Below are 18,421 nucleotides of genomic sequence, written 5' to 3'. Positions count from 1 at the left end.
CGATGTTTTCTTCCTTTTCTCATCGTCGCTGGACGATCGTCTGCTTGTGGGTGCTGATCATCGCCGTGATCGTGGCGGCGCCCGCTGTCTTGCCTGTGTTCAGGCTCAACTTGCTGGGACGATTTCTGTCTCTGTCGATCGTGGCTCTCGGGATCGATCTGATCTGGGGTTTCACCGGTCTGCTCAGCCTTGGTCAGGGCATCTTTTTTGCGCTCGGTGGCTATGCCGCCGCGATGTACCTCCAGCTCAGCAACGCAGGTGATCTGCCCAACGGTATCCCTGAGTTTTTTGGTCTTTATGGCGTCAAGGAGCTGCCATTTTTCTGGCACCCCTTCGCCTCGCCTTGGTTCGCGCTGATGGCGATCTGGTTGATTCCCGGGATTCTTGCCGCTGTGCTGGGTGGCCTTGTGTTCCGTAATCGGATCAAAGGTGTCTACTTTTCGATCCTTACTCAGGCAGCATTGCTTGTTTTTTACAACTTTTTCAATGGCCAGCAGAAGCTGATCAACGGCACGAACGGTTTGCAAACCCCGGCCACGAAATTGTTTGGCCAGTACGTTGGCTCCGATTTGATGCAGCGTTGGTTCTTCTGGGTCACCGCTGTGGTGGTGATTCTGATCTGGGCTTTATTGCGGTGGGTGGTGCGTGGTCGTTTTGGTGATGTGTTGATCGCGATCCGTGATGACGAACCGCGATTGCGCTTTGCCGGCTACAACCCAACGTTGTTCAAGACGTTTGTGTTTGGACTCGCCGGTGCATTGGCTGGCATTGGCGGTGCGCTTTACACCGTTCAGTCGGGAAGTGCGTCGCCGCAGTTCATGGAAGTGCCCATGTCGATTGACATGGTCATCTGGGTTGCGGTTGGAGGTCGCGGAACTCTGGTGGGCGCGATTCTCGGTGCTGTGGTAATTAATTTCGCCAAGAGTCTCGTCAGTGAGGCGATGCCTGAAAGTTGGCTCTTCATTCAGGGCGGTTTGTTCATCCTCGTGGTGACCGCGCTCCCGGAAGGGGTGATTGGTTGGTTCCGAGGGGAGGGTCCAGGCAATCTTTTGAATCGTGTAGGACTCTCTCGACCTAGTGCGACTTATCCAAGGCTTGAGCTCGATGGTCAGGAGGAGGTGCAGCCATGACCATGCTCTCAACAGGAGGCGAAGCTCTGTTGGAGCTGCAGCAGATCACTGTCAGCTTTGATGGTTTTCTGGCTCTGAGAGACCTCAACCTCAGCCTGGCTCCTGGCGAACTTCGGGCGGTGATCGGCCCCAATGGCGCCGGCAAGACCACATTCCTTGATGTGATTACGGGCAAGACGGCACCAACGGAAGGCGATGTTGTCTTCAAAGGCTGTTCATTGCTGGGACGTCCAGAGCACCGCATTGCTCGCATGGGCATCGGTCGCAAGTTCCAGAGTCCAAGGGTGTTTGAACACTTGAGCGTTCAGGACAACCTTGTGCTGGCTGTGAATCAGCCGAAGCAGCCCTGGTCGCTGCTGGTTGGCGGCCTGAATGCCAGCAAGAGGGATCAGGTGCATCACTTGATGAGTATCGTCAACCTGCAAAACCGAGCAGACTGGGTTGCCGGTTCGTTGTCGCATGGTCAAAAGCAGTGGCTAGAGATTGCCATGCTTGTTGGCCAGGATCCCGATCTCTTGCTGGTGGATGAACCGGTTGCTGGTCTGACTGATGAGGAGACTGATCTCACCGCAGATCTGCTCAAGTCATTAGCTGGGGATCACACCGTGCTGGTGATCGAGCACGACATGGAATTCATCCGTCGTTTGGAGAGCCCAGTGACGGTGTTGCACCAGGGGCATGTGCTTTGTGAAGGAACGATGGATCAGGTGCAGGCCGATCCACGTGTGATTGAGGTCTATCTCGGAACCACAGAGGAGGACAACGGATGACAACGCTTTTGGAAATGCGCGGTCTGAACACCTACTACGGGGAGAGTCACATTCTTCGCGATGTCGATCTAACCGTAAAGGCTGGTGAGATGGTTTGTCTGATTGGTCGCAACGGGGTCGGCAAAACGACCTTGCTCAAATCTCTGATCGGGTTACTGCGACCACGTCGTGGTGAGATCGTTTTCAACGGCATCCCCCTCGATCGTCAGGCTCCGCATCAGCGGGCGCATGCTGGTTTGGGTTATGTGCCTCAGGGACGCGAAATCATTCCGCAGCTCACAGTTGAGGAGAACCTCATGCTCGGTATGGAGGCGCTGCCGGGAGGTCTGGACCGCCAACGAGGGATTGATCCCTTCGTTTACGACTTGTTCCCGATTCTGAGGGATTTCCTTACTCGCAAGGGTGGGGACCTCAGTGGTGGTCAGCAACAGCAATTGGCGATTGCACGCGCGCTGCTTGGAAAACCCAAATTGCTCCTACTGGATGAACCCACCGAAGGGATCCAGCCCAATATCGTTTCTAATATCGAATCGGCAGTGCGACAGATCATTTCCCAGGCTGGAATCAGTGTCTTGCTGGTGGAACAGCATTTGCACTTTGTTCGTCAGGCAGATCGTTATTACGCCATGCAACGTGGCGGCATTGTTGCCAGTGGCCCAACGCAAGAGCTGAGTCAATCAGTCGTTGATCAGTTTCTCAGTGTTTGATCAAAGAGTTCAATGGCATTGGCCTCCATTAACTTGCCATCGCTGATTCGGGGATTTGATCATTGTCCATCGCGTAGTCGGCTGCATAGGCTCGTACATCCAGCATCTGGCCTTGTGGCGACATCAGCCAGAGCTCCAACCGAGCCTCTTGTGGGGCTTGAAACCAGAACATCTCTTTGGGCATGACAACCTTTTCCAGGTAAAAGTGCGATTCCCCAATGCACTTCATAATCACCATCTTGTTGGTGTTGTTGCGGTACACGCATTCGATCATCTTGTTGGAAAACTCATTCATCCAATGTCGTCAAAATCTGACAGGTCAAATGTCTGATTCGTCACAAAAGCAGCCTCGGCAATATTCCAATTTTGCGCGCTTGATACCAAATCCTTCGATTTGGTAGTTGTCGCAACATTGCTTACAGTTCGCTGTGTAACACCCATTATCTTCTGTTCACTGATTGGCAAGAAAGGTCTTGCTTCACGGTCAGCCTCACGCTGCTGCGGTTGTTGCTGCTTTGGCCTGATCTTCGTGTCTTGCTGGTGAATGGTTCGGTCGTCTGAGCCTGATGGCGCTGGGTGTGTAGCTCGGTGACTGGCGCCCGACTCTGCCAGCTGTTGCCAAATCCATTGCAAAGGATGGATTACAGCTGTTCAGTCGCGACCAGCTGGGGAGCTGATGGGCGATCGGAGAAGCCAGCAGACCGCTCAGGCTTGGGCGCAGCAGGTCTGCAAACCGGTGTAAAGCAAGCTCCTCGCCATGACGGTCATAGGGAAGACGGTTAATGGCGGAGTCGAGCCCGAATTGACGCACTCTGTCTTCTCCGACACGCCGGTAAAGCACCTCCAGTGTGGGCAGTTGATCCATCGACATCACGCAGCCTTCGTGTTCCATCAGGCTGCGCAGCACGGTGCAGAAGATTTCGCTGGCCATGCGTTGCAGGCCTTCGTCTGGTTTGTTTCCCAGGCTTTTGTGCTTGTGATCAAACAACCCCAGATCCACCTGCGTGATCCGGCTGGGTGCAACGTGTCGATAAACCTCGGAGAGCAGTCCCATCTCCAGTCCCCAGTCGGAAGGGATCCGCAGGTTCATCGCCAGGTCGCGCGTGAAAGCGAATTCACCAGCCAGTGGATAACGGAAGGTCTGGATGTAGCGGAGGTAGGGCAGTGCGCCGAAAATCTGTTCCAGGCTTGCCAGTAAGGGGCCGACGAACAGTCGTGTGGCGCGCCCCTGCAGCGCCTGTGTCTCTAAGGAGAGTCGGCTGTAGAAGGCCTTCACATAGGCCATTCCATGGGATGGGTTGAGCAGTGGTCGCAGCATTCGCTCCGGATAGCCGGAACCAAAGGTGCGGATGTCTGCGTCAAACAAGCCGATCACTTCCGCCTGCTGGCAGGCCACTCCCAGACCTTGCCAGACAGCCCAGCCTTTGCCGGGTGGGCCCGTCAGATCCAGCCCCAGGCTGGCCATGGAGGAGAGCACGTCCTGCACAGCAGGGCCGTTGGTCCAGTGCACCTGCACTTGGAAAGGCATGTTTGCAAAGAAGGCTTCGGCTGCATTGACGTCGTCGATGCTGTCGGCGGAGAGGGCAATCACCAGGCTGGATAGTCCTGTGAGCGTCGATAGTGTGTCGCGAATCAGGCTCAGGGCCGGCCGCTTGAATTCCTCCATCAGGCAAGGAATCAGCAGGGCGGTAGGCCTTTGCCGCAGCTCCTTGTTGAAGTCGATGGCGTCGAGATTGCCAAGGCTGTAATCATGAACCGTGGTGATCAGGCTTTGCTGAAAATCCATGCGGTGTTCGATGCGACAACAGAGGAGAAGAACCTGTTCCATACCTGAACGACGTTCTGGTGGAACCTGATGCAGCCTCCGCGCGATCAAACGCTGCGAACCCTGCTAGGAGATCTCTACCTCAGTAATTCTTCCGTCGATCTCCAAGAGTTGTCGTCGCAATTGCTGCAAATTCTCGGACCGGCTTCAGCACATGCCGACCCGGCAGTCGCGAATCACTGCTGGAACGGAGACGATGTGGTGTTGATCACCTATGCGGATTCTGTCGTCGATGATGCAAAACCTGGATTGCAGGGGCTTCGCAGCTTTGTGAACCGCCATCTGCAGGTTTTTGCACCTGTGATTCATGTGCTTCCGTTTCTTGAGTCCACCAGTGATGGGGGGTTTGCCGTTTCGAGTCATGAGCAGTTGGAGTCACGTCATGGCGACTGGACTGACCTTGCTGCGTTGGCAGAGGGGCGTTGCTTGATGGCGGATCTGGTGCTCAACCATGTTTCTGCCTCCCATCCGTGGGTCCGTCAGTTTCTGCGAGATGAGCAGCCTGGTTGCTCCTGTGTGCTTGAGGCTGCCCCTGATCCCTGCTGGGACGACGTGGTCCGCCCTCGTAGTTCAGCGCTATTCACCCATCTGCAGAGCTCTGGGGGTCAGCGTCAGGTGTGGACCACATTCGGACCGGATCAGGTTGATCTGGATTGGCGTTGTCCTGAAGTTCTGCTGGGCTTCACGCGTTTGTTGAAGCAGAAGCTCGCCCATGGTGTGCGCTGGATTCGACTCGATGCTGTTGGCTTCGTCTGGAAGGAGCCGAATACTTCCTGCATTCACCGTCCTCAGGTTCATCGGCTCGTTGAGGTGCTGCGTCATCTGCTCACGCATGCCTGTGCGGGTCGAGGCGTAGTGGTGACGGAGACGAATGTTCCGGAGGAGGAGAACCTCTCTTACTTACGAAGTGGTCGGGAAGCCCATCTCGCCTACAACTTCCCGCTTCCTCCCCTGTTAATGGAGGCCGCGATGAGCGGTTCTGCTGATTTGCTCAATCGCTGGCTCTCGCGCTGGCCCCAACTGCCAAACTCCACTGCATTGCTCAACTTCACGGCCTGCCATGACGGTGTGGGGTTAAGGCCACTGGAGGGACTGATGCCCCAGCGGCGTTTGTTGAATCTGCTGATTGCCTGTGAGCAGCGAGGTGGCTTGGTGAGTCATCGTCGTCTCGCTGATGGGGAGGACGTTCCCTATGAGATCAACATCAGCTGGTGGAGCGCCATGGCCGATGGCGGTCTCGACCCAGCTCATCTTCAGCGCCAGCGTTTTCTGCTCACCGAAATGCTGAAGTTGGTGCTTCCTGGCATTCCCGCTTTTTATTTACCAGCTTTGCTGGCCAGTCCAAACGATCTGGCTCGCTTTCGTCAAAGTGGTCATCGCAGGGATCTCAACCGTCCTCAATTCAAAGCAGCGGCTCTGGAGCGGCGCCTTGATGATCCCGATAGTGATGCCACCGCTGTGTTGAGGGCTCTGCGCCATGCGCTTACGCTGCGGGCTGAGCTGCCTGCACTGCATCCGGACAGCGTTTTGGATGTGCTCAGTGTGGATCGCGTGGATCGTGTCGTCCTTCGCTGCTCCCATCAGGGCCACACTCTGGTGGCTGTCCACAATTTCACAGCCTCTCGCCTCACGTTTGATCCCACCGTTCTGGGCGGTCGAGATGATCGGGTCTGGGTCGATCGCCTCACTGATCAGCAGTTCGCGCCGCGGAGGAGACATTCACTGGAGCCGTATGCCGTGCTCTGGCTGGTGCAGCCATGACGGTGACTCCACACTCCAACTGGTGGGTTGTGACTGATCTCGATGGCACGCTCATGGATCATCATTACGACTGGTCCGCCGCGATGGACGTGATTCTTTGTCTGCAGCGTCATGGCATTCCTGTGATCCCCTGCACGAGCAAGACGGCAGAGGAGGTGCTCCGCTTTCGTGAGTTGGCGGATCTGCACGATCCGTTCATCGTCGAGAATGGTGGAGCCATCTATGGAGAATCCGCGACTGGTGAGCTTTGGCACCATGACTTAGGTCCATCCTGGAGACAGCTCAGACCGCAACTTGCTGATCTTGAGCGTGAGCTCGGCGAACCGCTCCAGGCTTTGGACGATCTCAGTGAAAGCGAGGCTGATCGACTTTTAGGCCTCAGTGGTGAGGCCTTACGGCAAGCACAGCGCCGTCAGTGCAGTGTTCCCTTCGTTCCGCCGAAGACCCCTGAATCTCGCCATCGACTTCAGGGGCTGGCTGCGATGCGCCAGCTGGGCGTGGTGCAGGGCAATCGTCTCGGTCATCTGCTGGGTGCTGGCGTCAGCAAGGGCCAGGCACTGAAGACCCTCAAACAACGCCAGGGAGTTCCGGACGTGAAGGTGCTGGCTCTGGGCGATTCGCCCAACGACCTGCCACTGCTGGATGCCGGCGACTGTGCTGTGGTGGTTCCAGGACCGACCGGACCGCATCCCGAGCTGAAGAACGGAGTGGCCGAGGGTCGTTATCAACTGGCGCCTGCACCCCATGGCGAGGGTTGGTCGGCGGCTGTGCTGCGCTATATCCCAGGGTTGCAGGACAACGACACGGTGCTTGCCTGAAAGCCAGTTCTGCTTCAGCCATCGAGCAGCTGTTGCCACAGCTGTTCTGGCTCGGGATATGGATCCAGGTCCATTCCGTTTACGCTGTTCAGTGATATGCAGCCCAGGCTGTTGATCAATAGCGCCTGGTCATTGGCTCTCAGCTCCGGACCGATCGTCGTCTCTTTGATGAGTCTCTGTTCCAGTGCTTTGGCTCGCATCACACCTGGCAGGCAACCGCTGCTCAGCGGTGGGGTGATCCAGGCGCCTTGTCGTTTCACCAGCAGGTTGGAGCTGTCGCCGCAGCAGAGATCACCAGTTGTGTTGCGCAGCAGGGCCAGTTCTGCTCCCCGCGCCTGCACTTCCCGCCTGGCCTGAATCGCCTGACCGTAGGCGAGTGTTTTGCAACGACTGAGAACACTGTTGACGTTGCGTTGTTCCTGAACACTGATCCAGGCCTGAGCGGGTTCAAAATTCAGCTGATGGGGTTGAAGGGTGAGCCAGAAGCGGTGCTGAGTTGGATCTGGATCACCGGTTGCTAAGCCGATTCCTCGGCCAGCGCTGCTGCCGCGGCTCCAGTTGAGACGCATCGCCCCTGCAGTAGCGGCGGTGTTCAGGCCTGCTCGAGAGATGGCTTCATCAGTTAGTTGCTCTAGCCAGGGGCGAGCAGGAGGAGCTGCCATTCCGAGCAGTGATGCGCCGCGCCGCCACCGCTGCAGATGTTCACTCAGCAGCTGGGCATTTCCGTTCTGGACCAGCACTGTCTCGAACAATCCATCCGCAAGCTGCAGACCTCGATCCGTAAGCGGCATTCGCAGGTCATCGGCACTGCCCCACTCGCCGTTATGCCAGCCGAGGATTGTTGCCGTCATGTCAGTGCCTCCAGCAAGGGCAGCAGCTTCCAGTCGAGCTCGTCCGCTTCCGCTTCGGGGTCGGAGTCAGCCACAATTCCGCAACCTGCATGCAGCCGTAGCTGCGCGTCTTTACGTAGCAGGGTGCGGATCAGGATGTTGCTGTCGAAGCGGCCGTTCCAGTCGAGGTGCAGCAGCGAGCCGCAATAGGGGCCACGGCCCTGCGCTTCCAGTTCATGCAGCCTTTGGCAGGCTCTCAGCTTGGGTGCTCCCGTGATCGACCCCCCTGGCCAGCTGGCCTCCAGCAGATCCACCCAAGACGCGTCCGGATGCAACTGACCTGTGACAACAGAGGTGAGATGGTGCACGCGCGCATAGCTCTCGAGCCGTACGAGGTCTGGCACCTGGATGGATCCAGGACGGCAGACACGACCAAGGTCGTTGCGCAGCAGGTCCACGATCATCACGTTTTCGGCGCGATCTTTGGCGCTGCACACCAGGTCTGCTGCCAGGTCGTCGTCGATGCGCGGATCAGCATGGCGCGGCCGGGTTCCTTTGATCGGCCTTGTCTGGACTGCGCCGCTGGCCTCCACCTGCAGAAAGCGCTCGGGGGAGGTGGAGAGAACCGCTTCACCTGTGGCAGAACCGCTGCCAACCAGCAGACCGCTGAAGGGAGCGGGGCATTGATCGCGCAACCGTCCGTACAGCTCCAAATTGTTGACATTGTTTCTGAGCGTGCTGCTTGCGCAGCTGGTGAGGTTGGCCTGGAACAGATCGCCGCTGGCAATCAGCTCACGGATTGTGCTGACGCCCGCTTTGTATGTGGAGCGGTCGCTGTGTCGATGCCAGCTGCATCCAAGCGTCTTCCTAGGCAGTGAAGTGGTTTTGGCTATGTCCAGGTTCTCCAGTGTCCTGACCATGGCGACATGGCGTACGGGGTCGACGCCTTCCAGATGGATCTCTCTGGCTTTGAGATCAAAGCGCAGCACAGGATCGTGGCGTGCGATCCAGAGGGTTGCCATTTCATCACGGCGCCAGGGGTTTCCGGGTTCCGTCCAGGCGGCAGCGTCGTAGCTGAGCCAACCAGTCCAGTGGCCGCCCTTGAGTTGCCGCAAGGTCGTGAAGGGATTGGTCGCTCCTGGGTCACCCGGCAGCCCTCTGCAGCAGTACTGCTCCAGAGGATCAACCGCCAGGGTGATGTGCCGTCCAAGGTCGCTGCCATCTCCATCGAGCCAGATCAGGCCGCTTTCACCGTGAAGGTCAGCCAGGTTTTCCGCGACCAAGGCCGGCTCGAGCCAGGGCAGACGCCTGCGCAGCAGGGTCATCGGCTTGCGCTGCTGCACAGATCGGGGCGACCTGCATCGCGCAGAGCCGCATCACGGATGCGACAGCTGTCGCAGACGCTGCAGGGTCTGCTTCCTCCGCTGTAGCAGCTCCAGGTGGACGCAATCGGTACCCCCAGGCGCAGGGCTTCTTCCACGATGCGTTGCTTGCTCCATTTCACCAGTGGTGCCCAGAGCCGGGGGCCATGTCCCTCGCGGCCAACCCTGCTGCTGAGATTTGCCAGGGTCTGGAAAGCCTCCAGATAGTCGGGCCGACAATCGGGATATCCCGAGTAGTCCACGGCATTGACCCCAAGAACCACTCGCTCGGCGTTGCGAGCCTCGGCCAGGCTGAGGCCGATGCTGATGAAAACAGTGTTTCTGCCTGGGACGTAGGTGTTGGGGATGACTCCCTCCTGCACCCCATGGGTCGGTAAGGCCTGCTGCTGGTCAGTCAGCGACGATCCACCCCAACTGGCCAGGTTCACGCTGATGGTGTGGTGCTCGGCCAGCTTCAGAGCTTCGGCGATCGTGTTGGCTGCCTGCAGTTCCCGCCGATGGCGTTGGCCGTAATCGAAGGAGAGCCCGATCACCCGCCCACCTGCTTCAATCGCCAGGGCTGCCGCTGTGGCGGAATCCAGGCCGCCAGATAAGAGGGCAATCGCTGTGAAATCGGTCATGCTGTGCATTCTGTTGTCCATGGGGTGATGACGAAGCCTCCGCATCAGCTGTTGAAGCCAATCACCTGCTTTGGAGCTGCTCTGTCGCTCTCCGCTGTTTCTGCGCTGCCCGGTGTTGCGATTCCGCGGCTGAATTTGACCGGCTATCCGGAGCCAGCCCCTGGCCTCAAACGTTGGGTGATTCAGCCGTCGGGTCTGCTGCCTAAGAGTTCAGATCCATTCATCTCTGCACAACCGATCGACTGGCGGATTCAGCTGATCGTGGGCCTAACGGTCACCCTTGATTGCAACACCAAGCGCCTTTCAGGTTCTGGGATGACCATGCGCATGCTGCCCAAGGCATCTGGCAAGGCCCTTTTTGAAGTGAAGGCTCCAGTGGCTGTGATCAGCACCAAGATGGCCTGTCCTGATGATCAGTCCACCGGTACTTCTTTCCTATCGCTCGGCAAGCAACCCTATCTCGTTCCTTACAACGCCTCCTGGCCGATCGTTGTGGATCTGCCCGAGACCTTGCAGCTGCGCTGGCGGATCTGGAAAGCGGAGACCCGCCAGCAGCCTGGGGTCAGGCTCTGATCAAATCTGTCGCAGTGAGTCGGTCTTGCTTCGGAAGGTGTTCAGCATCAGCTGCAAATAGCTGACACTGCGCAACTTGATGTTGGCGGTGAGTGACATGCCCACCTGAAGTGGCAACTGTTTGCCGCTCTTGAGTTTGAGTTGCTGGCTGTCCAATTTGATCACTGCTGGGTAGGTGTACTCCTGTTCCATCTGCTGTGGGTTAGGAGGAAGTGCGTCTGATCCCACCGACTGAACGGTTCCTTCAAGTACGCCGAAGTCAGTGGCTGGAAAGGAGTCGATGCTGATGTCTGCTGGCTGACCAGTTCGTACGAAACCAATCTTGTTGCTTGGGATCATCACGTCCGCCTCGAGGGTGTTGAAAGGCACCACCTTCAACATCACATCGGACGACATGGCCTGGGAGACGAAACCGGGATTGTTCAGTTTCAAATCAAAAACAATTCCGTCAACAGGTGCTCGCAGGATCTGATTTTTGTTCGTAACCCTGACTTGCGTCAGCTCGGAATTGAGCCGAGCTCTCTCGCTGCGTAGGCCTGCAAGCTGTGCGTTAATTAATTTGGTTTCCTGGTCGAGCTGATTCATTTGACGGCGACCATCGAGCTTCAATTTGATTAGATCACCTTTCACCTCCTCTACCGTGTTGCGTTGCTGCAGATATTGAATATCTTTGATGCCTCCTTCTTCGGCCAGGGTACTTAATCGTCTCAGGATATCTTCTTCAAGAGCAAGTTTGGCGCGCGTGGTGGCTACCTGTTCGCGGTTTAAATCCTTGGTGCGCTCTTTTTCCTGATTTTTCAGAACGAGCTGTTGTTCTCTCTGGTTGATTTCAGTGGTTTTTTCTTCCACGCCCTGGATCGCGGACTTGAGTTGTTCCGCTGTGCTTTCCTGATCGAGGCGGATGAGGGCCTGGCCCTTGGTGACGCGTTCGCCGCTTTCTACCAGAATTTCCTCGACGACTCCGCCAGGTGGGACCCGAACTTCCTTGACGTTCCCGATCGGTTCGAGTTTGCCCTTAGCAACCACCACTTCTTCAGTACGAGCTACCGCCAGGAAGCCGATGCCGAGCAGGGTGGTACCGATCAGCCCCCAGGTGACTGTCTTCATCCACAAGCGACTTTGCTGCAGAACGTTCTCCTGATCGCTGACCAGGGTGATGCGGTTCTCCAGTGCTGAGCGTGCCTGCCTGACAAGCTTTCCGGGAGCACTTTCCTTGTTGCTTCCGTTCTCCTGACTGCCAGTGTCGTTCTGAGAGTTGTTGTTGTTGGAATCGTTCTTCATCTCAGCTGGCCTCCTGCTGGCGGTAAAGGGCGTAGTAACGACCGCGTTGGCTCATCAGTTCGTCGTGCGAACCCTTTTCAACCACCGCGCCCTGGTGCATCACAACAATCAGATCTGCCCGACGCACGGTGGATAGGCGGTGGGTGATGAAGAAAACCGTGCAGTCGTGCAAGGCCTGGATCATGTTGTCGCAGACCCTGCGCTCGGTTTCGTAGTCGAGTGCGCTCGTGGCTTCGTCCATCACCAGCAGCTTTGGATTGGCTAGGAGTGTGCGGGCGATGGCAATGCGCTGACGTTGTCCTCCACTGAGAGAGGCTCCACGCTCACCCACTGAGGTGCTGTATCCAGCCGGTAGCTCCATGATGAAGTCATGGGCACAAGCAACTTTTGCGGCCATCACAATCTGTTCGCTGGTGGCATCCGGCTGTGTCAGAGCGATGTTCTCGCTCACGTTTCCCGAGAACAGCAAAGGGTCCTGGGGAACGATGCCGATCTGGCGCCGCAGCGAGTAAAGCTCGACTTTGTCGATGTCATATCCATCGATCAAGATCCGGCCCTTGTTTGGCGAGTAAAGCCGTGGCAACAGTTTCATCAGCGTGCTTTTGCCGCTTCCGCTTTGTCCAACGATTCCGACAAAGGTGCCGGGTTTCACTTGCAGCGATACATCGTTCAAGACCGGAGCTGAGCCTGGATTGAAGGCGAAAGTGAGGTTGTCGAAGTGCACTGCACCTTCAATGGGGGGCAGGGGCACCTTGGCTTTGTCCTGATCGTCAGATTCCTGTTTGGTGTCGATCACATCAGCCAATCGCTCGAAGCTCACCCTTAATTCCTGGATCGTCTGCCAGATCGTTGAAAGGCGCAGAAGTGGTTGAGTCACATAGCCGGAGATGATTCGGAAGGCAATCAGCTGACCGAGGGTGAGATCTCCAGAGAGAACCAATATGGCGCCCACCCAGAGCACCAAGAGCTGGGAGATTTTCTGCAGAACCTGTGATGTTTGGCTGAGTGCTGTTCCAGTAATGGTCTGTTCAAATGTGCGGCTGATGTACTTGGCATAGCGTTCTTGCCAGGTCCAACGACTCACCATTTCAACGTTTTGGCTTTTCACCGTTTGAATTCCGGTAAGCACTTCAATGAGATGGCTTGACGTTGAAGCATTGGCTTCAGCCGCTTTGCGGTACTGCCTCCGGAACAGAGGTGCACCCAGCAGGGTGAGTGCGATCTGTATCGGCAGAACGGCCAGGGCGACCAAGGTCAGCACCCAGCTGTAGAAGAGCATCACCACGATGTAGATGACTGAAAAAGCCGCATCAAGAACAGTGGTCAGAGCCTGACCAGTCAGAAAGTTGCGGATCTTTTCAAGCTCGGCGATTCGGGATCCCAGCTCACCCACCGGGCGGCGATCGAAATAGCCGAGGGGGAGCCGGAGCAAATGGTCAATGACTTCCGCGCCGAGGCGCTGGTCGATACGGTTGGTGGTTTCGGTAAATAAGTAGGTCTTCAGACTGCCCAGAACTCCTTCAAGCAGCGTCACTGCCACAAGTGCGATGCCAAGAACCTGCAGGGTGTCCAGGCTGCGCTGGGCAATCACCTTGTCGACGATCACCTGGATCAGCAGAGGATTGGTCAGGGTGAACAACTGCACCACGAAGCTGGCGATCAGCACCTGAGCCAGTACACCGCGGTAGCGCTTGAGAGCAGGCCAAAACCAGGAGGGACCAAAATTTTGCTCTTGTGTGGCGCTGGTGCGGTCGATCAGCAGCAGATCAATTCCCTCTGGGAAAGCGTTTTCCAGTTGGGTTAAATCGAGTTCCACAAAGCCCTGGCTCGGCGACGCCAGCACAAGGCCTCGTTGATCGCTGCGCACTGCCAGGGCAAAGGCCTGTCCCCAGGGCACCAATGTTGGCGTCTGCAGACGCAGGCCCATGCTCGCCGCCACCTTGGCACCCGATACGTGCAGGCCTAAACCGGCTGCGATCTGGCCACAGAGTCGCAATGTGGGTGCCTGGTTGCGGCGCAGCTGATCGCGTAGGACCCGTTCAATGGCATCGCGCCGGAATGGCAGCTTCATCAGCTTGGTCAGCATCTGGAAGCAGGCCAATGTCTCTTCGACAACGCCTTCACCCGCCACGAAGAAGTCGCGGTTGTCTTCATTGGTTTGGTTGAAGCGGCTCACCGGCACGTGCCGAGGGGCCTGCGTGATCTCACTGCGAGATTGGGAGCTGTCAGTCAGGTTGCTGACGGCCTCGGGTTCGACTTTTTGCTCTTGTATTTCGGCGTCGATCGCTGCAAAAGCCCCGCCTGGAAGGGCGATCACCCGCATCGGCAAGCCGTGCACATCGACTGGCATCGCAGCGATGAGACCAGGATCGATGAGCTCATCTCCAAGCGCAGCCTCAGTTCCCTCAGGGGGTTGACTGGCAAGGAACAGTCGCTCCCCTTGGTTCAGGGAGGTGCGGATGGCGCCGTCGTTCGAGGCGTCCAACAGTTGTGCTGTGGGCAGGAGCTCCGTGAGCAATTCGCTCAGAGACAGTGATTGCTTGGCGACACGATCGAGTTGCTGCTGCAGAAGCGCTGCTAGCTCCGCTTCCCACAGATGATTGCGGCAAGCAGCAGCGATTGTTGGGTCACTGTTCACAAGTGCAAGCAGCTGTTCGTCGCTGAGGCTGATGGCGACCAGCTCTGAGGCAGCTCTGACCTCTTCGCAAGCAGCGGCACGCAGCAGTGAAGCCACACCCACAAAGCTGCCAGCCTCAAGACGGATCAGGGTGCTGAGTCGACCCCCTTGTTCTCCGAGCAGTCGGGCACTGCCACTCTCGATCAGCAGCACGCGACCAGGGATGAACTGCCTCTCACAAAGGGGCTGACCCAGGGCATACCGCTGGGATTCACCCTGTTCGCGGAATCTGGTACGCAGGGCTTCGAGCCCGATCGACATTGCGGATTCCAGAATCGTTAGGGCACGGCCGGATCATTTTCCATGCTTGAGAGAGATTTGACCAGTTCCTTGGTCTCAATCCGCAGCCAATCCTCAAGCATTTCGCTGGCCATGCGCTGACGCATCGCGTCATTGAAGCTGGCTTCATGACGCTCATCAAGGCGGCTCACCACCCACCATTGATCGATGAGTATGGGTTCCATGACCACACCAGGGGTGGCTGTACGCAACCGATAGCGCAGTTGAGGATGCGCACGCATCAGGCTTCCTGGGCCGATTTTGCCGCTGCTGCGTTTTTCAGGTCCTTCGCTGTGATCTGTGGCCAGGTTCTCAAAGCTTGCTTCACCTGCCTCCAACTGCAGATACAGCTCATGGGCCATTCCGGAATCCTTGACCCGCAGCAGGCTGTAGGTCACTTGATCGAGCGATTCCTTTCGCTGCAGAAAACGTGCTTCTGCTTGGATGCCAAAACTGTTCAACGCCAGTTCAGCGAGCTTGAGAGGCATACTTAATTGCACGAGCAGCTCATCCCTGCTCAAACAACGCTCTTCCAACCAGATTTTCAGAGCTGCTTCATCTTTGATCTGGGCCTGTTGGCAGTGGTTGACCAGCGCCTTCTGAATCAGTTCTGCTGAGGGGCTGAGGCCGGTGGTGGCCTCGTGCATGAGCTGCTTTCTCACCAAGGAATGCAGCAGGTCATTGCGACGCAGCAGGTCGAGGGTGTCGGCACCCAGGTTGGTCAGTGAGGCCTGAACAGCGGGCCGGAAGTCATCCATGCATCAGAAGCTAGCTGGCGGGCCAGTGATCTCTGAGAGTGTGGATTCTGGCGGCAGTAATGGACCAAGATCCAGCGCAAAGGCCTGGCGTCCTTCCAGTCGTCGCAACTCCACATGCAGATGGTCGGTGCTGGCGGAGCCGCTGCGACCAACGCGGCCGATGCGGTCACCGGCACGCAGCAGCTGACCGGCATGAACGTCCGCGCTCTGCAGATGGGCGTACAGGGTCTGCCAGCCCCGGCCATGGTCCAGCAGCACCGTGAGTCCATAGCCACTGATCGACTGCACCAGATGGACCCGTCCTGAAAGCATGGCCAGGACCGGGGTGGCTGCAGGAGCGATCAGGTCATGACCCACGTGCATGCGCCAGCGTTGGCGACGGTCTGAGTAGCGCCAGCCATAGGGCTGAACCTCCTGCGCAGGCTGAGCGAGTGGATAAACCAGACGCAGAGTTTCGCCTTTGCGGAAAGGACGGTGGGTGTCGGGCAGCCGTCGCGGGCGGGATTGGCTCAGCAAGGCCAGATTGGAAACACCAGTGCGTTCTGGGACCTGTTCAGGAGGAAGAGGTTGTGCATCGATGGTCGATGCCATGTCTGCAAAAGCCCATGTGATCCCAATCGCCGTGGCTGCGAGCATCAGCAGACTGTTCCGGCGCATGGCAGAAGGATCTGATTCCGCTGTTGTATCGATTCAGCGCACGCCAAGCCACTTGTGGTTCTGCAGGCTCAGCCGCCAGCGTCCGTCTCTCTGTGCTTTGGTCACTGCCAGCTTCTGGCCTTCCTGGCTCTCCCATCCCGGTTGTACAAGCCAATGAGCCTGAGGAGCCTGAGAGGCCACCACATCGGCGAACAGCAGATCTGCAGCTTCATGAACCACCACCTTCAGTTCATGGCAGCAGGAGAGCAGATCCTGCCTGGGTGGTTTGTGTCGTTTCGGCGAGAGCGTGATCCAGTCGGGGCTGCCGCTGAGGGGATCCACGCCACTGGTCTCAAGGTGGATCGGAAGTGAACAGCTGCTGTGGATGGCGCTGGTGAGCGGTTCAAGCTGGTGATGCAGTGGTTCTCCGCCGGTGATGACCACGAATGCTGCTCCTTCCTTCGCGGCCTGCAAGGCATCCTGCGCCAGGTCTTCGACGCTGCGTTGCGGGTGCACGTTTGCTGACCAGGAATGCTTGGTGTCACACCAGCTGCAGCCCACCTTGCAGCCGCCGAGGCGGATGAAGAAGGCGCTGCGACCTGCATGCAGACCTTCCCCCTGCAGGGAGTGGAAGGTTTCCACCAACGGCAGGCCGTTCAGGGACTCGGCAATGCTCAAGGGTTGCGGCTGGCTTCAGGGAAGTCGCGGCCTCCGATGGCAGAACCCTGTTGACGCAGAGCTTCGCTGGGACTTGAGGGCAGGCGCTGCTGGGCTGCCTCGATCAAACCGCGGAACAGGGGATGTGGTCTGCCCGGGCGCGACAGGAATTCCGGGTGGTACTGGCAGGCCGTGAAGAAGGGATGACCCGGCAGCTCGATCAGTTCCACCAGCCGGCCATCGGGTGAGCTGCCGCTGATCCGATAACCCGATTCGAGGAACAGGCTGCGGTAGGCATTGTTGAACTCATAACGGTGCCGGTGTCGTTCGTAGACCACCTGATCGCCGTAGAGGTGTGCGGCCATCGAGCCCTCTGCGATCCGGCACGGATAAACCCCCAGACGCATCGTGCCGCCGAGATCGACGACGTCCTGCTGCTCAGGAAGCAGGTGAATCACCGCATGTTGGGTGTCGGGATCGAGCTCAGCGCTGGATGCATCCGTGAGACCGGCCTGATTGCGAGCCCACTCGATCACCGCCGTTTGCATGCCGAGACACAAACCCAGGAAGGGCACCCGTTGTTCCCTTGCCCAGCGAATGGCGGCCACCTTGCCGTCAACACCCCGATTGCCGAAGCCGCCCGGTACCACGACGGCGTCCATGCCTTTCAGCAGGCTTTCGGCTCCGTCGTTCTCGATCTGCTCAGCGCAGACCCAGTGCAAATCCAGGGAGGCATTCTGCGCTAAACAGGCGTGGCGCAGGGCTTCGACCACCGAGAGGTAGGCGTCGTTGAGTTGCACGTACTTGCCGACCAACGCCACCTTGACGGTCGGTCCTGGGTTGCGCATCTGATGCACCAGCTGGGCCCAGCCAGCCATGTCGCTGTCATGGTCCTCCAGTTGCAGAACATCGAGCACTTCGCGGCAGAGGCCTTCGTCCTCGAGGGTCAAGGGCACGGCATAGATGCTGTCGGCGTCGAGGGAAGGAATCACAGCTCGTTCGGGAACCCCACAGAAGCCGCCGATTTTGCGTTTGAGCTCCTGGTTGATGTCCCGGTCGCTTCGGCATACCAGCACATCGGGTTGGATGCCGATCGATCGCAGCTCCTTCACCGAGTGCTGGGTGGGTTTGGTTTTCAGTTCTCCAGAGGTGCCGATGTAAGGCAGCAGGGTCACGTGGATGTAGGCCAGGTCATGGCGACCCACATCGCCGCGGAATTCTCGGATGGCTTCCAGAAAGGGCAGCGACTCGATGTCACCCACGGTGCCGCCGATTTCGGTGATCACCACATCGGCGCCACTGTTGGCGGCCACGCGGTGGATCCGTTCGCGGATCTCACCGGTGATGTGGGGGATCACCTGCACCGTGCCACCGTTGTAATCACCGCGGCGCTCCTTGTTGATCACCGACTGGTAGATCGAACCGGTGGTCACGCTGTTGAGGCGCGACATCGCTGTATCGGTGAAGCGTTCGTAGTGACCCAGGTCGAGGTCGGTCTCAGCCCCATCTTCGGTGACGAAGACCTCGCCATGTTGAAACGGGCTCATCGTGCCTGGGTCCACATTCAGGTATGGATCCAGCTTCAGAATCGAAACGCTGTAGCCACGCGATTTGAGCAGGCGTCCCAGGCTGGCGGCCACGATTCCCTTGCCGATGCTGGAGACGACACCACCGGTGACGAAGACGAACTTGGCCATGAACCCCTGGTCGATTCTTC

At 57.9% G+C, this 18,421-nt stretch carries 17 protein-coding genes; 6 read left to right on the top strand and 11 right to left on the bottom strand.

What is annotated here, in order from left to right:
- Positions 1-2: 2 nt before the first annotated feature.
- From urtC to urtE, 3 genes are read left to right on the top strand one after another with little or no spacing between them, the layout of a single operon-like run.
- Positions 3-1,130, top strand: a complete 1,128-nt coding sequence (urtC, locus tag SynBIOSE41_RS17410; RefSeq protein WP_067326961.1) for an urea ABC transporter permease subunit UrtC — start codon at positions 3-5, stop codon at positions 1,128-1,130.
- The gene (urtD, locus tag SynBIOSE41_RS17405; protein WP_186539106.1) at positions 1,127-1,900 is read left to right on the top strand and encodes an urea ABC transporter ATP-binding protein UrtD; all 774 of its coding nucleotides are present in this window, start codon (positions 1,127-1,129) and stop codon (positions 1,898-1,900) included. The genes urtC and urtD overlap by 4 nt, the downstream gene beginning before the upstream one ends.
- Complete coding sequence (gene urtE, locus SynBIOSE41_RS17400) at positions 1,897-2,607, top strand: urea ABC transporter ATP-binding subunit UrtE (protein ID WP_186539105.1); 711 nt, start codon at positions 1,897-1,899, stop codon at positions 2,605-2,607. The genes urtD and urtE overlap by 4 nt, the downstream gene beginning before the upstream one ends.
- A 28-nt stretch (positions 2,608-2,635) precedes the next feature.
- Here urtE and SynBIOSE41_RS17395 read toward each other — a convergent pair whose 3' ends face one another.
- Together SynBIOSE41_RS17395 and SynBIOSE41_RS17390 are read right to left on the bottom strand one after the other, a co-directional pair.
- Positions 2,636-2,881, bottom strand: a complete 246-nt coding sequence (locus SynBIOSE41_RS17395) for a DUF1830 domain-containing protein (RefSeq protein ID WP_067327000.1) — start codon at positions 2,879-2,881, stop codon at positions 2,636-2,638.
- 216 nt (positions 2,882-3,097) lie between these two features.
- A complete protein-coding gene (locus tag SynBIOSE41_RS17390; RefSeq protein WP_186541407.1) occupies positions 3,098-4,393 on the bottom strand; it encodes a glycosyl transferase in 1,296 nt (431 codons plus the stop codon).
- A 69-nt stretch (positions 4,394-4,462) separates the two neighbouring features.
- On the opposite strand from SynBIOSE41_RS17390, the gene SynBIOSE41_RS17385 reads away from it, so the two are divergent.
- Both SynBIOSE41_RS17385 and SynBIOSE41_RS17380 read left to right on the top strand, forming a co-directional pair.
- Positions 4,463-6,193 carry an alpha-amylase family glycosyl hydrolase gene (locus SynBIOSE41_RS17385; RefSeq protein WP_186539104.1) on the top strand — a complete coding sequence of 577 codons (1,731 nt, stop codon included), beginning with the start codon at positions 4,463-4,465 and terminating at the stop codon, positions 6,191-6,193.
- Positions 6,190-7,011 carry an HAD-IIB family hydrolase gene (locus SynBIOSE41_RS17380; protein WP_186539103.1) on the top strand — a complete coding sequence of 274 codons (822 nt, stop codon included), beginning with the start codon at positions 6,190-6,192 and terminating at the stop codon, positions 7,009-7,011. The genes SynBIOSE41_RS17385 and SynBIOSE41_RS17380 overlap by 4 nt, the downstream gene beginning before the upstream one ends.
- A 14-nt stretch (positions 7,012-7,025) precedes the next feature.
- Here the strand turns inward: SynBIOSE41_RS17380 and SynBIOSE41_RS17375 are convergent, their stop codons facing one another.
- Genes SynBIOSE41_RS17375 through queC form a run of 3 tightly spaced genes read right to left on the bottom strand, consistent with a single transcriptional unit; the run spans position 7,026 to position 9,843 of the window.
- Positions 7,026-7,862, bottom strand: coding sequence for an aminotransferase class IV (locus SynBIOSE41_RS17375; RefSeq protein WP_186539102.1), 837 nt, complete (start codon positions 7,860-7,862; stop codon positions 7,026-7,028).
- The gene (locus SynBIOSE41_RS17370) at positions 7,859-9,166 is read right to left on the bottom strand and encodes an anthranilate synthase component I family protein (protein WP_186539101.1); all 1,308 of its coding nucleotides are present in this window, start codon (positions 9,164-9,166) and stop codon (positions 7,859-7,861) included. The genes SynBIOSE41_RS17375 and SynBIOSE41_RS17370 overlap by 4 nt, the downstream gene beginning before the upstream one ends.
- Positions 9,163-9,843 (bottom strand): 7-cyano-7-deazaguanine synthase QueC, encoded by a 681-nt coding sequence (gene queC, locus SynBIOSE41_RS17365; protein WP_186539100.1) that lies wholly within the window; start codon positions 9,841-9,843, stop codon positions 9,163-9,165. Before queC ends, SynBIOSE41_RS17370 begins: the two co-directional genes overlap by 4 nt.
- A gap of 27 nt (positions 9,844-9,870) precedes the next feature.
- On the opposite strand from queC, the gene SynBIOSE41_RS17360 reads away from it, so the two are divergent.
- Positions 9,871-10,416 (top strand): ecotin family protein, encoded by a 546-nt coding sequence (locus SynBIOSE41_RS17360; RefSeq protein ID WP_186539099.1) that lies wholly within the window; start codon positions 9,871-9,873, stop codon positions 10,414-10,416.
- Here SynBIOSE41_RS17360 and SynBIOSE41_RS17355 read toward each other — a convergent pair whose 3' ends face one another.
- Genes SynBIOSE41_RS17355 through SynBIOSE41_RS17330 form a run of 6 tightly spaced genes read right to left on the bottom strand, consistent with a single transcriptional unit; the run spans position 10,417 to position 18,401 of the window.
- The gene (locus tag SynBIOSE41_RS17355) at positions 10,417-11,697 is read right to left on the bottom strand and encodes an HlyD family secretion protein (RefSeq protein ID WP_186539098.1); all 1,281 of its coding nucleotides are present in this window, start codon (positions 11,695-11,697) and stop codon (positions 10,417-10,419) included.
- Position 11,698: 1 nt separating this feature from the next.
- Positions 11,699-14,635 carry an ABC transporter transmembrane domain-containing protein gene (locus SynBIOSE41_RS17350; protein ID WP_186539097.1) on the bottom strand — a complete coding sequence of 979 codons (2,937 nt, stop codon included), beginning with the start codon at positions 14,633-14,635 and terminating at the stop codon, positions 11,699-11,701.
- Between the two features lie 17 nt (positions 14,636-14,652).
- Positions 14,653-15,411: a peptidylprolyl isomerase gene (locus SynBIOSE41_RS17345; protein WP_186539096.1), complete on the bottom strand. Its 759-nt coding sequence runs from the start codon at positions 15,409-15,411 to the stop codon at positions 14,653-14,655.
- A gap of 3 nt (positions 15,412-15,414) precedes the next feature.
- A complete protein-coding gene (locus tag SynBIOSE41_RS17340) occupies positions 15,415-16,068 on the bottom strand; it encodes a M23 family metallopeptidase (RefSeq protein ID WP_255475865.1) in 654 nt (217 codons plus the stop codon).
- Positions 16,069-16,101: 33 nt separating this feature from the next.
- A complete protein-coding gene (locus SynBIOSE41_RS17335; RefSeq protein WP_370594157.1) occupies positions 16,102-16,725 on the bottom strand; it encodes a 7-carboxy-7-deazaguanine synthase QueE in 624 nt (207 codons plus the stop codon).
- Complete coding sequence (locus SynBIOSE41_RS17330; protein WP_186539095.1) at positions 16,722-18,401, bottom strand: CTP synthase; 1,680 nt, start codon at positions 18,399-18,401, stop codon at positions 16,722-16,724. The genes SynBIOSE41_RS17335 and SynBIOSE41_RS17330 overlap by 4 nt, the downstream gene beginning before the upstream one ends.
- Between the last annotated feature and the right edge of the window lie 20 nt (positions 18,402-18,421).

The sequence above is a fragment of the Synechococcus sp. BIOS-E4-1 genome (assembly GCF_014279995.1).
In the GTDB taxonomy this organism is placed as follows: domain Bacteria; phylum Cyanobacteriota; class Cyanobacteriia; order PCC-6307; family Cyanobiaceae; genus Synechococcus_C.
This window is presented reverse-complemented; position numbering and strand designations above follow the sequence as displayed.

Excerpts from the sequence above, each read along its gene's own strand:
- SynBIOSE41_RS17340 (WP_255475865.1), bottom strand. The coding sequence starts at position 16,068 with ATGCGCCGGAACAGTCTGCTGATGCTCGCAGCCACGGCGATTGGGATC.
- SynBIOSE41_RS17385 (WP_186539104.1), top strand. The coding sequence starts at position 4,463 with ATGCAGCCTCCGCGCGATCAAACGCTGCGAACCCTGCTAGGAGATCTC.
- SynBIOSE41_RS17350 (WP_186539097.1), bottom strand. The coding sequence starts at position 14,635 with ATGTCGATCGGGCTCGAAGCCCTGCGTACCAGATTCCGCGAACAGGGT.
- SynBIOSE41_RS17345 (WP_186539096.1), bottom strand. The coding sequence starts at position 15,411 with ATGGATGACTTCCGGCCCGCTGTTCAGGCCTCACTGACCAACCTGGGT.
- urtD (WP_186539106.1), top strand. The coding sequence starts at position 1,127 with ATGACCATGCTCTCAACAGGAGGCGAAGCTCTGTTGGAGCTGCAGCAG.
- urtE (WP_186539105.1), top strand. The coding sequence starts at position 1,897 with ATGACAACGCTTTTGGAAATGCGCGGTCTGAACACCTACTACGGGGAG.
- SynBIOSE41_RS17370 (WP_186539101.1), bottom strand. The coding sequence starts at position 9,166 with ATGACCCTGCTGCGCAGGCGTCTGCCCTGGCTCGAGCCGGCCTTGGTC.
- urtC (WP_067326961.1), top strand. The coding sequence starts at position 3 with ATGTTTTCTTCCTTTTCTCATCGTCGCTGGACGATCGTCTGCTTGTGG.
- SynBIOSE41_RS17330 (WP_186539095.1), bottom strand. The coding sequence starts at position 18,401 with ATGGCCAAGTTCGTCTTCGTCACCGGTGGTGTCGTCTCCAGCATCGGC.
- SynBIOSE41_RS17390 (WP_186541407.1), bottom strand. The coding sequence starts at position 4,393 with ATGGATTTTCAGCAAAGCCTGATCACCACGGTTCATGATTACAGCCTT.
- SynBIOSE41_RS17380 (WP_186539103.1), top strand. The coding sequence starts at position 6,190 with ATGACGGTGACTCCACACTCCAACTGGTGGGTTGTGACTGATCTCGAT.
- SynBIOSE41_RS17375 (WP_186539102.1), bottom strand. The coding sequence starts at position 7,862 with ATGACGGCAACAATCCTCGGCTGGCATAACGGCGAGTGGGGCAGTGCC.
- SynBIOSE41_RS17355 (WP_186539098.1), bottom strand. The coding sequence starts at position 11,697 with ATGAAGAACGATTCCAACAACAACAACTCTCAGAACGACACTGGCAGT.
- queC (WP_186539100.1), bottom strand. The coding sequence starts at position 9,843 with ATGACCGATTTCACAGCGATTGCCCTCTTATCTGGCGGCCTGGATTCC.
- SynBIOSE41_RS17360 (WP_186539099.1), top strand. The coding sequence starts at position 9,871 with ATGACGAAGCCTCCGCATCAGCTGTTGAAGCCAATCACCTGCTTTGGA.
- SynBIOSE41_RS17395 (WP_067327000.1), bottom strand. The coding sequence starts at position 2,881 with ATGATCGAATGCGTGTACCGCAACAACACCAACAAGATGGTGATTATG.